Genomic DNA, 13,911 nt, shown 5'->3' with positions numbered 1-13,911 from the left:
AATTTATTTTCTTAACTTATTTGGTACTGGTGCAACAAAGCTAAACGATTTGAAAATGTTCTTTCAAACTTAGCCATACTGTTACTACTACTTAAAAAAGTATGTGATTAGTATGAAAAAAGTAAATATATTCAAATGGAAACGATGGAAGAAGGAGAATTATCCTTGGTACATACAACGATTATGTGATGGGTTTATCAGTATGGACCTGAATTGAATGAGCGTATTCGAAAACATTTGAAACGAACAAATAACTTTTGGAATAGAAGCGATTTATATAGTCAAAAAAGGACAAACTCTCCAAGGGGAGAAGTTTGTCCAAAAGCAGATATATTTTATCAATGAACTTTTTGGTTTAACAGCATAACGTTCATTTTCGCTAGGAATCTTTTACTCTTCTTTCATATCCCACTATTTTTGCACCAGAACCCTATAAATAGAGAACACTTCTAATTGACTGCATTTTTAATTATTAGAATGTTTCTAGGAATCTGTCGTTCTATTTTTATATTTCAATATCTATGCATCAAAACCTGGAGGTATTATAGTCTCTTAAGCTAATGGACAGGGGATATATAGTAAACTTCTATTACTTTTTCTCACTTAGATCTTCAATTAACTCTTGAGAGGCCCTTTCTCCAGTTTCAACGGCTCCATTTAAATAGCCCTGATAATCTATTGAAGTATGTTCACCAGCAAAAAAGATATTCCCTTCCCGTTCCCTTTCTATTCCAGCAAACTTTGTATACTGACCAACTTTCCAAAATGAATAAGAACCTTTCGTCCAAGGATTACTAAGCCAATTATCGATTGTAGATAAACCATTCCAATTTTTTTTACTATCAGGCAATACAGGTTCTAATTTTTTTAAAAATTCTTTGGTGATTTTCTCTAGCTCCGCGTCTGTTGAGGCACACTGTTCAGCGGCTGTTTTTCCACCAGTAAAGTTAACAAGAATACCTAATTTACCTTTTTGAGCACGCGAAACTTCAAATGTATTCTGATATCCAGTATCAGCAAAAGTTTCGCCGTTATTTCCAATTTTTCGCCAGAACCGATTAAGGAATTGCGCATGAAGTTTTGTGTTTATGCCCATTCCAAGTTCTTCAATAGCAATTTTTTTTAATGAACAAAATTTTGCTTTTGTATAGTCTATTGTTCTCATTATGCTAAAAGGAACAGTAAGAACAACTTTATCCGCTAAAACCTCCCACTCCTTTTCATCATTCTGAAAAGTGAGTTTTATATTGTTTTGTCTAGTTTGTTCAATCTTTATTAACTCAGACTTAAATTTTATTTGCCCGTTTAATTTTTTAGCTAGTAGCATTGGGAGTTGATCATTCCCTCCCTTTATACGAAATCTCTCATCTGATTTCCCAAAGATTTGTATCGGACCATTTGAAGCAGTTCCTAATAAATAAAGTAGATTCAATGAACTTTGCTTATGGACATCTGCCCCATATTCAATTGTATAGGCTACACATAATAGCTGCCCCAATTTTGAATGAATGCCGCCTGGAACAGTTACGTTAATATAATCAACAATGGACATATGATCCAGTTCAAAACCACGTTTTGTAAAATTATTATAAAGTGTTGATTCCCCTACCTCTTTAAGATCTTTTTGTAATTTATGATAGATTGTTAGAAAATCCTTTGTTGCGTCCTTTACTGTATAAGGGAGGCCGTCAAAAAAATAAAATGGTTTTGTACCTATTGACTCTGCTGCTATTAAATCATCTAATTCTAAACCCAATTCTTTAGCAAGTTTTTGGATTTCTATATGGCCAGTATCTATTAATTCTCCACCGCGCTCAACAATTTGTCCTTCTTCGAAATAATTTCGTCTAGTCCAACAACGTCCTCCAATCCGATTCGTTGCCTCATAAATAGTAGAAGATATTCCTTGCTGTTTTAGGCGATAAGCACAGGTTAGCCCAGCCAAACCTGCTCCCACGATGACAATTTTTTGTGTAGGCTTTTTTTCGTTTTTTTGATAAACAAGATCTTTATTCGAAATATTATTGTTTGTCATCATAGTTTGTTCATTACATGTTTGTTTCCCCATAATGTTATGTGCAGCTGCATAAGCTTTTTGTAATATACTTGCTAAAGGTGTATGTGCCAAAAAAACATCTCCTTTTTTATTAATAATTGGTTGTCTTTCTTTACCAGAAGACGCCTTCATGAAGAATATGATTATGGAAAGCAACAATTTTAGTTTCAAGGAAAGGCATATATAAGTAAGCGATAAAAAATAATAAATGTATTACTGGTTTTCACTTTATGTTAGAAGGCATTAAAATATGTCAAAAGTGTAATTTCAGGAGATAATTCCCTTCGTTTTTTTATGATAAATTACATACAAAAAAGAGAAATCTATAAAAACATAGACTTCTCTTTATTTTTGTTTCCTTCTTTTATCCGATTATTAAAGAATATCTTGCAAAATCCACGACTTCTGTAGTGATTTTGTTCATATCAACGTAGCTGTTCTATCCCTTTATTTTTGAGTTTACTAAAATGTTGTTCAATTCTCCTACGCTCTTTCATCAATTATTTTAGAGGATATGGCGTCACTCTAATACAAATCTCAATTTTCTTGTATTTTTTGTCCTAACAATCTGTTGTATATAGATGATTCTGTTTTATAGGGTGCTTTTACATATATAACAAGGGGATAATACGGGTAAATTTATATGAAATGAGCATGGTTCAAGTCGGATGAAGGCACCTAAAACGTGTCTTTTTTACAATATCCTCAATTTTGGCCCGGAAAATTTTTAGATAGCCTCCCAAAAAAGGAATCGCGCACAGGACCCTTTTAGCTTTTATAACGATACCTATTGTTAAATAGCTATTTCAATATAAACTTTCGAAAGTAGCGATTATAGAAACCAAAAAAGAAGGTTGTAGCATACTTCATATTCCTTATAGAGATTTAATAATATATATTTCCTTTATTTGTGACAAAAATGTTAAATATTTGAATATAAAAAGGTTTCTGCACTACTACAATAGAAATATGTAAATGTTCGAATGAACAAATATATTATAAAGGGAATAATTTAGTACGTTTACCAAAAAACTAGTGACCGTAGCAACTATAGTAGCATTAGGATGTGGATTAACTTTCGGTATTACACCAGCTTTCACAGATTTTAATGAGGTTCTTGCAAGTCACACAACATATTCTACTGTCCAAAAACAAGAATAAATACCCTTTGCTGGGTATGTTATTTCAGTGGATGATAATTATCTAGTTGTTGCGAATACAACCATAAAAGAAGAATCTCTCTCATATCAAAATGATTGGTGGGAATGGGCTTCTCAAAATAAAATTTTAAGAGTCCTTATTTCTTTTAGGAATCATTACCTACCAGGTGAAAAACTAAATATATATTCAGTAGGTTGGACTTTTTCCATTCCGCCAATTGCTGTAATGCCTACTATTGAAACAGTAATTGAGTAAGTAATCGTAGGAAACAGAATTGTATTCACTTTGTATTTTTGTGGATTCAAGCTTTGTATTACCTTGAAAAATGAATAAAAATTGTCTTGGTCAAACAGGAGGGAGCTCTCTTTTCAGGGATTGAGAAAGGCTGACGATTTCGGATGCCTCTTTTGGTGTTTTAAATGGAAAAATTTAGATATTCGATGATTTTTAGAATGGAACAGACATTGAAGAATTAGCCATATCCGTTTTATTACAGGGTATGGCGAAGTTAATGAGCTTGCTATTACTCTATTTTTGCAGGTGAAATCAATGTTTTGTTTGTTGATGAATATAGACGGGATTAATATTAAGAATATTCAGAACTGAAAATATCAATTTACTATGGTTTACAATTATGTAAAACTATAGCCAATATGAGTTTTTCATTAAAACTTCCCCCTAATAAAGATTTAAAGAGGTTTTGTTGCAGTCATCATTAAGAAGGAAGCCATACTCTTTTTCATTTATAATTTTACCTAATTAAGAGTATTTGTATAATTATTAATTCCTAAAATTCGGACTAATCGACTCATTTTGATGAGGGGAACTGCAGGGTTATTTGGGTGTAGGTTCAAAAAAAGATAGACTAATTCAAATCTACCAATTTTAGAAAACGCTATCATTAACGGTATAATAAAGACAACTATATATACCGAGGAGATTGGAATTATGAATAAAAGAGAAACGAGAATTCGCATTTTAGATATGCAAGATCAGCATTGTATGGGGTGTCAGTATCATAATAGTGTGCGCACATATTGTATTGATGATTGTAGGATCGGAAAAGAAATACATCAATTAGGAACTGGATTAATTTTTGATGAAAAGGAACCGAAAAGAAAAGTAAAACGGAAGTGGGATGATATTTGCCAGCAAGCGCTCGAGTTAAGAAGCAAAGGATACACATATAAAAAAATTGCACACCAATTAGGTTGTCATGTAAGTAGTTTGCGTAAACAGCTAAATCAACGAGGCTTGTAAATAGTAGGATAAAAGCTTTCATAGAAGGGATAAGTAATGGGAGTGGGCCTTCTTTTAAGAATTATCTAAGAAACTAGCGGGCATTGCAGATACTAGAGTAGGACGCGAACACTTGTGGAATGTATCAAACGAAATGAGGTGAATGCAACATGAGAGTAATTGCGAAAAAAGTACAAATGGTACGTTTACAGGAGAAACATTGTGAGCTTCAAGTAGACGCAGAACAGTATTGTGCCGATCAGTGTAAAATAGAAAGAGAGTGTATCAAACTAGAAAAAAATACAGCTAAAAAACGAAACCAAAAAGTACAAACGCCAGAAGAAAAATGGGATGAAAAATGCCAACAAGCAGTACAATTATTTAATCAAGGAACAGAATACCCAACTATTGCAAAAATAGTTGGGTGTAATGTGAGTAACTTGTATAGAGAGCTCAAGCAACGTGGTGTATTACAAATGCCAAAGCAAGTAACACCACCTAAATCAGTAAAGTTACCCAGAATACCACCACAAACAAAAAATTCGAAGTTCGAACGATATAAAGAATATTATATGTATAAATAGGAGAATTAATGGCTATAAGATAATTTATCTAAATCTGGAATACTATTACTAGATACAGACTCTGCCTATGACCAAAGGGATTTAAACAAACGTTTGATTAAAAAAATACACTTGAATAGTAATTACATCTACAACTCGTTATTTTTAGATGTACAACAAAATACACTTTTGAGCATTGTATTTAAATTTTTTATGAATTAAGCTTATTCTTTTTTTATGAGGATAAGTAAAGATACCGAAATACCCAAAAATAAATGTTAAAAAATCTTAAGGGATTTTTTAACATTTGTTTCTTATTTTCCGCTAATGTTTAGTGATACAAAGCCTCTGAAATGTGTTATTCAAGCTTTACAAGAAAAAGAGAAGTTTCACTCCAAACTTCTCTTTTTCGACGTACAAGGAATTACAGCAATTATACATAGCTATTTAAACTATAATCATATTTTATAAGCAGACGTATACTTTTTTGAACTTTGCAATAGAACCGCAATTGGGATAATTCAAGATCATCTATCCCTATTTAAAGATAAAATGGCCGGAAATCTCATTGATATGGGAAGAAAACTATCTTTGATATTATGTGTGTTATCTATGAGTATAGTGAATATAGAAACCAAAAGAAAGCTGCAAAAGTAAAAAAATGAAACCCGTTAGAGTTTATTTTATATGCTCATTTTTAAGAGGATTATAGCGATGCTTTAAATATTGTACGAAGTGAGTGGAATTTTCCAAATTACTCCTCGCAAATAGTAATCGCCTCACGCAAACGAGAAATTCCTTCCTTAATTTGATAATTATTCACTTTCCCATAAGATAAACGAATGAAACCATCTTTTGCACCGAAGATACTTCCTGGCATAAAGGCAATTTCGTTTTTTAAGCTTTGCATAATAAGTTGTTTTTCATTAATAGGTTTGTTTAATTTCCCCCATATGTACATACCGCCGTTAGGGTTTGAGAAAGAGATTTTATCTTGTAGTTGTTCGTTCAGTGCGCGTACGATAATGTCTCTTTTTTCTTTTAGTTGTTTTCGTAGAGGTTCTATATGAGACTGAAATGGTATTGTTTCAAAAAAATTTTGTATAAGCCACTGAGGGAATATGCTCATTCCTAACTCCATTTGATTTCGTGCATCTGCTAATCGTTCTACTACAGACTGTGGAGCGACAAGCCAGCCAATACGTAGGCCTGGCGCAATCATTTTTGATAGGGAATGTATATAAATTACTGTTCCGTTTTCATCAATGGATTTTAAAGTAGGGCAAGGTTGTTTCTTTTCTAAAGTAAGCAAACTGGATGGATCATCTTCAACGATCGCAATTCGTAAGTCTGCACAAAGTGATAACAGTTTTTTTCTACGGTTTGGATGTAACATTGTTCCAGTAGGATTTTGAAAATTTGGATTTAAAAAGATCATTTTAATACGGTGCTTTCTATATAATTCTTGCACGTCATTCGGGTTAATACCGTGCTCATCGACAGGCAATGGGAAAATACGAATACCTGCTGATTGGAATAATGGTAATGAATAACAATGGGAAGGGCTTTCGAAAGCGACAGCATCACCTGGATTTAATAAACATTGCACGATAAGGTGAAGTGCTTGTTGTGCACCTGAAGTAATCATAATGGATTGTTCGGTCGCTTTAATTTTTAGATAGTCCTTCATATATTTTACTGCCGTTTGCCTTAGCGGAAGATAGCCTTGCGGGTGATCATAACTTAATGATTGTGTTAACGGCTGTTCACGTAGAATGGCTTGTAGCTGTTCATGAGGAAAGAGATTACAGCCGAGCTCTCCGCTTGCGAAATCAATAATATTTTCATTTTGCTGTACTTGTGCCCGAATATGGCGAAGTAACGGTAAATTTGGCGAAAAAGTCCCCCCTTCCACGAAACTTTTCCAGTTCGGCGTTAATGTAGGAGAAACGCCCCACATATGTGTACTAACACGTGTACCTTTACCGGTTGTACTTTCTACAATCCCCATAGCGCGAAGTTCGTTATAAGCAATCGTTACAGTACTTCGGTTTACATGTAAATGCGCAGCTAATTTTCGTTCTGAAGGGAGGAAGCTACCTGGAGGGAGCTCTCCGTATGTAATACGTCTTTCAATAAAGTCAATAACTTGCTGATAAATCGGGATTTTGCAATCATTATCTAACTTCCATTCCATAAAAATGCCTCCCTATTTTTTAACTATTTTAATTATAACGAATTGGCTGGATATAAAAACAACCAATTGGATGTTTTTGTATCCAACCAATTTTACTATACTAAATATGGAAGGAGGAGATATACATGATTGTAAGTAGAGAAAATGATTTGATAATGAAAAGAGTTACGTCTGCAACAGGTGTTGGAATCTCTTGTGGTACGTGTGGCGAGCTCGTTCAAGGTTGCATTAATGATCAAAATTTTATGATCACATTTCCTATACCTCTATATGCGAGTGCTGAAGCGAAATTTGTAGGGGGAGGGAAAATAAGTATAATCCCTGGCTATAAAAATAAAGCTGCAAAAGCTGCTGAAATATTAGTAGGCTCATTAAGAAAATTGGGTATAGTCGATACAGAACTAGGAATTACAATTAAAATTGAGTCGGAATTAATAGAAGGAAAAGGGATGGCTAGTAGTACAGCGGACATTATAGCGGTTTGTCGGGCTATTTCAAATCTATGTAACTATCCTATCGGACCTTGGGAAATATCAAACATTTGTACATCTATTGAACCATCTGATGGTGTAATGTACCAATCATCTGTAGTATATGACTTTTTTAAGGGTAGGTTACTTGAGGATATTGGACCTTTAATGCCAATGCGATTAGTTATCGTTGACAATGGAGAAGCGGTAGATACAGTTAGTTTTAAACGGGTACCGTATACAACGAAGGAGATGAAACAAGTCTTGGAAGCTTACCGTTTAGCGACTTGTGCGATTAAAAGTCGAAATATTGAATTATTGGGGCGTGCTACTACAATAAGTGCCAAAGTTAATCAACGTAGACATTTAAAAAAAGAATTCAATGATATTATGAGTATCTTTCCTGAATTAGGGGCACATGGAATATCGGTAGCCCATAGTGGTTCCATTCTTTCTTTATTGTTTGATGTGAATGATGATATGAAAATTGAGAATGCAAAAAATCGTATATCAATGATGTTTCCAGAAGCAACAATTAGAGAAATTACTATCTAAAGAAAGTAAGGTAAGCAGCATACATAAATATAAATGGGGTGTGTAAAATGGTTCGAAAATTATATCTCCAAGATCCATATCTTCAAGAATGTACCGCCATTATAACAAAAATAGAAGATAATAAAATCTTTTTGGATCAAACTGTTTTTTATCCAGAAGGTGGAGGCCAGCTTGGAGATCAAGGATGGATTGAAGGAAATGAAGTAATTGATACACAAAAGACGGGGGGAAATCTGTTTTATCACTCTAATTTTCCAATCGTTAAGGTTGGTTCAGAAGTAGCACATATTTTAAAAGAGCCGGTAAAGGGACTACGTGAAGGAATGGAAGTTAAGGCAAAAATCAATTGGGAAAGACGCCACATGTTGATGAGAATGCATGCTGCTGCGCATTTAGTTTATTATTATACATTTCAAGTTTTTGGGGAGATGTATGTGAAAGGTTGTCATATTGCAGAAGATAGAGCTCGATTTGATTTTTATAGTCCTGATAAACGTCTGGATCGTGAAGGGTTAGATAAAGTAGAAGAGTTCGCAAATTTAATTGTTAAAGAAAATATCCCCATTAAAAATATCCCATTAAATGAGGAACCAGAAGCAATCAATTGGGTTTGTGGCGATATGCATATTCCCTGCGGTGGTACACATGTTAGACAGACTGGAGATATTGGAGAAATTTCTGTAAGAAGAAACTCGAGAGGGAAAAGTTTGGAGCGTATATATTTAGAAATTGGAGGGGGAGATTCATTTAAATAATTCCGAAGGATTACTATCCGTTTCCCTTTACGCAGCAGCAGTAATTACTGCAAAACATTAAGGGGGTACTTTGAGAGATGCGAAAAGGAAAGAGTTTATCAACATTCCTTGTTTAGCGGTGAGAAATGCTTGTAGCTGTTGGCCAATCCTTATACTGTATTCCCATTGTAGATGGAGGGTGCATCTTATTATCAGGAATTTTAGAAGTAATCCTAGAAAAGAAAGAAGATTATTGAATTCGTATTAGGGATCTTATTATTAACACGTAGTTTAGATAGAAATTATAAAATAGAAAGAGGTAGTAATGATGCTAAGAGAAAACATAGTAGATGCGATTGGAAACACGCCGTTAGTACAACTTCAATTAGATTCGTCAGCTAGAGGGAAAGTATATGCGAAATTAGAAATGCTAAATCCCTTTGGGATGAAGGATCGTGCCGCAAAGCAAGTCATTTTAGAGGCCAAAAAGAATGGAGTTTTAAAAGATGGTGCTCCAATTATTGAAAGTTCTTCGGGGACCATGGCATTGGGACTTGCAATGGTTGGAACTTATTTAGGGCATCCGGTTCATATTGTAACGGACAAACGTACGGATCAAATGACTCTTGCAAAATTAAAATCCCTCGGTTGTAAATTAGAAATCGTTACAGAAATGACGCAATTAGGATGGCAAAGCGCTCGTCTTGATAGACTAGATGAAATTCTTAAGGAGAATAAAGAAGCATTTTGTCCTCGTCAGTATGAAAATTTTGATAACCCCAACGCCTATGGGGCATTAGCGAATGAGGCTCTTGAAGAGTTAGGACATATCGATATTTTAGTAGCTTCTGTAGGTAGTGGGGGATCACTTTGTGGCACGGCACGAGCTTTAAGAAAAGCGAATCCAGACTTACGTGTTGTTGCAGTTGATGCGGTAGGAAGTGTTATTTTTAATCAACCAGATATTCCAGGGCGATTGCAAGGAGGACATGGAAATAGTGTAATTCCAAAAAATGTAGATTTCTCAATAATTGATGAAGTTCATTGGTTAAACGATGAAGAATGTTATGCAGCTAATTTAGAATTAGCTAAGTGTGAAAAGTTATTTGCAGGTAATAGCTCAGCGGCATCATATGCAGTTTCACGATTTTTAAGTAGTAGATGTTCAGAAGAAACGAATATTCTAACAATCTTTCCGGATAGAGGGGATCGCTATTATAAAACAGTTTATAATGAGGAATATCGTAAAGAAAAGGGGATGACTAATCTTTACCTACCTGAACAACCTAAAAAAGTTTCTTATGGAACGACGGTGACTTCCTGGTCTTACGCTAGTTTACAAGATAATAAGATGCCCACATTTTAAATGTATGAAAATTAAAAAATAAGGGGACGTTTATGAAATTAGATTTTGATCAACAAATCGATAGACTTTATTCAGCATCTTATAAATGGGATCAGTCCAAAAGTCTTTTTGGAACAGAAGATATTTTACCAATGTGGGTGGCTGATATGGATTTTATGTCATCCCCAGCAGTAGTAGATGCACTTATAAATAGAGCTACTCATGGAGTATATGGATATACAATCATACCTGATTCCTATTATAGTTCGATAATTGATTGGCTGAAGAGAAGGCATGGCTCGACAATAAAAAAAGAGTGGATCACACATTCTCCAGGGGTAGTAACAGCATTAAGTATTTTGGTCTCTTGCTTAACTAGGCCAGGAGATAAAGTGATGATTCAATCTCCTGTCTATCATCCATTCTATGATGTAGTTATTCAACAAAACAGAAAATTAGTAACGAATAATCTTATTCTAGAAGATGGCCGATATACTATGGATCTAAAAGATTTAGAAGATAAAATAGATTCAAGTGTAAAATTAATGTTGTTATGTAATCCTCATAATCCTGTTGGGAGAGTATGGGATGAACAAGAATTGGAGAGACTAGGGGCACTGTGTGCTAAACATAATATAATTGTGATTTCAGATGAAATTCACTGTGATTTAATATATAAAGGCAATAAACACGTACCGTTTTCATCTATTTCTGAAAAATTGAAAAGTACTAGTATAACATGTATTTCTACTAGTAAGACCTTTAATCTTGCGGGGTTAAAAACATGTAACCTAATCATTCAAAATCCTCATATAAAGGAATTGTATGAAAAAAGGTTAAAGATGCTTTCGTTACATTCGGAAAGTTTCTTTGGTATAACGGCAGTAGAGGCTGCATATACCCATGGTGAAGAATGGCTCAATCAATTATTAATCTATTTAGAGGGGAATTTAAATTTTTTACTGGATTATTTTAAGCAACACATAAATGAAGTGAAGGTAATTAAACCTGAAGGAACATATTTAGTTTGGTTGGATTTCCGAGGATTAAGGATGAACAAAGAGAATATAGAAAAATGGATGTATCAAAAAGCTAAATTAGCTTTAAATGAAGGTTCTATGTTTGGCGAAAATGGTAAAGGGTTTCTTAGAATGAATATTGCCTGTCCTAGGATTACTTTAGAAGAAGGGTTATCTCGAATACGTAAGGCGTTATAAGTGAAAAGTTGTAAAAATTAATAGAAAAACGTAATTCCTTCCTAACTTTGAAAACATATTCTTTATACATAATGAAAAGTTTATTATGGATAAGTTCAAGTACTATGTTAGTATATTGAGAACTTTAAGAGAGGTATTATTTATATTGAGTAGCCTGGTTTGGCAAAAGGCGAATATTATGTTTGTTCCTCTTTCAAAATCTTTTCTAATGGTTTACATCACCATTATTAATTGATTTTAAAAAATATAGTAATAACTTTAAGAAGATGACCCAACAGTACCAAATAAATCAGATATGTTCTAAAACAGTTGTTTTAAGGAACATACTTAGTTTACTGTTTTTTATTGAGGCGTCTCCTGGTAAAGAAGTGTTCAATTTTATGTAGGGGTTACAGTAGGAGAAAAAAATGATAAGAAATAATGAAACGAAATATATACTGTTAGTATTTTTAGCTATCTGTTTTTTAGCTACAGGTGGTATTTTTGTAAAATTAAGTGACTTACCACCAATTAATACAGGCTTTTATCGTGTATTACTTTCTATCCCTCTTTTATTACCGTTTGTATGGAAAGAACTTAATAAAGTTTCAAAGAAAGATATTTTATTAATACTTTTAGCGGGTGTATTTTTAGCAGGTGATTTAATTTTATGGAACGTATCATTTTATTATACGAGTGTTGCAAATGCTAATTTATTAGCTAATTTGGTGCCACTAGTAATTATTCCGTTTTCATTCTTCATTTTTAAAGAAAAAATAACACGTACATTTTTTATAGGATCTATTATTACAATATCTGGGGTAATTGTTTTAGTTAGTGGGAAAGCAGTAATAACAACAGATAATTTATTTGGAGATATGTTGGCCTTTTTAACTGCTTTTTTCTATGCATTCTTTTTATTGACAGTTTATAAAGTACGAGAAAGAGTAAGTGCTAGTATTATTATGTTTGTGAGCGCTTTTGGAAGTGCAGTAACGATTTTTATTGCAATGTTTTTTACAGAAGGAGTTTATATCCCAAGTAGTTCTTCAGAATGGCTGCCCTTAATAGGTTTAGCTATTTTTTCGCAAATTTTAGGACAAGGGCTACTAAGTTTTTGTTTGGGTAAAGTTAATGTTGCATTATCTTCAATATTAGTTTTATTACAACCAATCGTAGCGGCAATATATGCATGGTTTATCTTTACTCAGAAGCTTACAATAGTGGAGATAATGGGGATGTTAATTTCTTTAGTTGGAATCTATATTGTGAAAATGAAAAAGAAACAAAAGGTGTCACACAAATCAAAAGAGAAAATTGTAAGTTAGGTAGTATTTTTCTGTTGTTAAGGAACTAGCTAGCAATTTCACATGTAATCATGTTAGGAGACTTCATTCTAGAGTGAAAATCAATGTTGTAGGGTAGAATTTCTAGTCCTAATATATACAAAATGACATGGTTTTATGCAAAATTTGGTTTGTTTAGTCCATATAAAGTCCAGTTATGGTAAAATATAGAGGACATATGTATAGTGAGATTCCAATTCTATTGATGAATTGGAATCATTTTTTTAATTGAACAGTTCGAGGAGAGTAATCACGCATAAACAGATACACGAATTGATCTAATTCCTCGCTACATGCAAGAACAATGGGATCTGTATATTCGTATGCCTTTACCAACTGTCGCAGTTGTTTCTTTTTTTCCTCAATTTGTTTTTGTAAGTGGAGAATATCAGATGTAGATATGGAAAACCTCTCTATTTCTACAGATTGAAATCAACTTTTTTATAGTATATGCAGTTTTTTTAAAATGAAAGCGGTCACATAAGAGGTGAGATATTTTATGTGTACAAAAGGAGGACATTTCTATGAAATCAACAGGTATTGTACGAAAAATTGATGAGCTTGGTCGAGTTGTGATACCGAAGGAAACGAGGCGTACACTCAACATTCACGAAAAAGACCCACTAGAAATATTTGTAGAAGGGGATGCGATAATTCTACAAAAATATATATCCCATGGTACGTGTCCTATCACGGGAGAAATATCTGCAAGAAATGTAAAATTGGCAGGTGGAAAGTTGACTTTGAGTCCAGAGGGTGTAAAACAACTGTTAGCTGAATTAGAACAATACAAAGTAACGGTATGAGAAGAATAGGGGGCGTACTCGTTGGAGACGGAATTACAAGCATTTCAAAAGGATAGAAGTAAGAACATGCTATCTTTGCAGGAGAAATTGTTACAAGAGGCGTTTCAAAAGAGGAAGGATATCACGTTAATTTTGTTAAAAGGATTGCATATAAAAGGAATAATAAGAGGATTAGATACTTATTCTGTTTTAATAGAAGTTGAAGGAAAGCAACAGCTTGTATATAAACATGTAATCTCCACA

At 33.5% G+C, this 13,911-nt stretch carries 12 protein-coding genes and 3 pseudogenes; 12 read left to right on the top strand and 3 right to left on the bottom strand.

The window, feature by feature from the left end; genetic code table 11:
* Positions 1-135 precede the first annotated feature (135 nt).
* Together MHH27_RS30610 and MHH27_RS32150 are read left to right on the top strand one after the other, a co-directional pair.
* Positions 136-261: pseudogene (locus MHH27_RS30610) on the top strand (IS6 family transposase); the annotation flags it as partial.
* Positions 260-367: pseudogene (locus MHH27_RS32150) on the top strand (IS6 family transposase); the annotation flags it as partial. The pseudogenes MHH27_RS30610 and MHH27_RS32150, both read left to right, overlap by 2 nt.
* A gap of 222 nt (positions 368-589) precedes the next feature.
* Here the strand turns inward: MHH27_RS32150 and MHH27_RS30605 are convergent.
* Complete coding sequence (locus tag MHH27_RS30605) at positions 590-2,128, bottom strand: flavin monoamine oxidase family protein (protein WP_340945613.1); 1,539 nt, start codon at positions 2,126-2,128, stop codon at positions 590-592.
* A gap of 963 nt (positions 2,129-3,091) precedes the next feature.
* Here MHH27_RS30605 and MHH27_RS30600 point away from each other — a divergent pair.
* From MHH27_RS30600 to MHH27_RS30590, 3 genes and pseudogenes are all read left to right on the top strand, one after another.
* Positions 3,092-3,472 (top strand): annotated as a pseudogene (locus MHH27_RS30600) (DUF3221 domain-containing protein).
* Between the two features lie 693 nt (positions 3,473-4,165).
* Positions 4,166-4,477, top strand: coding sequence for a hypothetical protein (locus MHH27_RS30595; RefSeq protein WP_322218247.1), 312 nt, complete (start codon positions 4,166-4,168; stop codon positions 4,475-4,477).
* Between the two features lie 149 nt (positions 4,478-4,626).
* Positions 4,627-5,040, top strand: coding sequence for a hypothetical protein (locus MHH27_RS30590; protein ID WP_340945604.1), 414 nt, complete (start codon positions 4,627-4,629; stop codon positions 5,038-5,040).
* A gap of 733 nt (positions 5,041-5,773) precedes the next feature.
* On the opposite strand, the gene pdxR is transcribed toward MHH27_RS30590, so the two are convergent.
* Positions 5,774-7,216, bottom strand: a complete 1,443-nt coding sequence (gene pdxR, locus MHH27_RS30585) for a MocR-like pyridoxine biosynthesis transcription factor PdxR (protein WP_340945601.1) — start codon at positions 7,214-7,216, stop codon at positions 5,774-5,776.
* Positions 7,217-7,341: 125 nt separating this feature from the next.
* On the opposite strand from pdxR, the gene MHH27_RS30580 reads away from it, so the two are divergent.
* The 5 genes from MHH27_RS30580 (at position 7,342) to MHH27_RS30560 (ending at position 12,844) form a co-directional block, all read left to right on the top strand.
* Positions 7,342-8,241, top strand: a complete 900-nt coding sequence (locus tag MHH27_RS30580; RefSeq protein WP_340945599.1) for a GHMP family kinase ATP-binding protein — start codon at positions 7,342-7,344, stop codon at positions 8,239-8,241.
* Between the two features lie 47 nt (positions 8,242-8,288).
* Positions 8,289-8,996: an alanyl-tRNA editing protein gene (locus MHH27_RS30575; RefSeq protein ID WP_340945596.1), complete on the top strand. Its 708-nt coding sequence runs from the start codon at positions 8,289-8,291 to the stop codon at positions 8,994-8,996.
* 307 nt (positions 8,997-9,303) lie between these two features.
* Complete coding sequence (locus MHH27_RS30570; protein ID WP_340945594.1) at positions 9,304-10,341, top strand: cysteine synthase family protein; 1,038 nt, start codon at positions 9,304-9,306, stop codon at positions 10,339-10,341.
* A gap of 32 nt (positions 10,342-10,373) precedes the next feature.
* The gene (locus MHH27_RS30565; RefSeq protein ID WP_340945590.1) at positions 10,374-11,537 is read left to right on the top strand and encodes a MalY/PatB family protein; all 1,164 of its coding nucleotides are present in this window, start codon (positions 10,374-10,376) and stop codon (positions 11,535-11,537) included.
* A 407-nt stretch (positions 11,538-11,944) separates the two neighbouring features.
* A complete protein-coding gene (locus tag MHH27_RS30560) occupies positions 11,945-12,844 on the top strand; it encodes a DMT family transporter (protein ID WP_340945588.1) in 900 nt (299 codons plus the stop codon).
* A 234-nt stretch (positions 12,845-13,078) separates the two neighbouring features.
* On the opposite strand, the gene MHH27_RS30555 is transcribed toward MHH27_RS30560, so the two are convergent.
* Positions 13,079-13,198: an aspartyl-phosphate phosphatase Spo0E family protein gene (locus MHH27_RS30555; protein WP_340945586.1), complete on the bottom strand. Its 120-nt coding sequence runs from the start codon at positions 13,196-13,198 to the stop codon at positions 13,079-13,081.
* Between the two features lie 188 nt (positions 13,199-13,386).
* On the opposite strand from MHH27_RS30555, the gene MHH27_RS30550 reads away from it, so the two are divergent.
* Both MHH27_RS30550 and hfq read left to right on the top strand, forming a co-directional pair.
* A complete protein-coding gene (locus MHH27_RS30550; protein WP_050845720.1) occupies positions 13,387-13,668 on the top strand; it encodes an AbrB/MazE/SpoVT family DNA-binding domain-containing protein in 282 nt (93 codons plus the stop codon).
* 21 nt (positions 13,669-13,689) lie between these two features.
* Positions 13,690-13,911: RNA chaperone Hfq (gene hfq, locus MHH27_RS30545; protein ID WP_340945583.1), on the top strand; the 222-nt coding region annotated here is incomplete at its 3' end.

Source organism: Bacillus sp. FSL L8-0152, assembly GCF_038006365.1.
Classification (GTDB): Bacteria; Bacillota; Bacilli; order Bacillales; family Bacillaceae_G; genus Bacillus_A; species Bacillus_A cereus.
The sequence above is the reverse complement of the archived record's forward strand: the minus strand, read 5'-3'. Positions and strand labels throughout refer to the sequence as shown.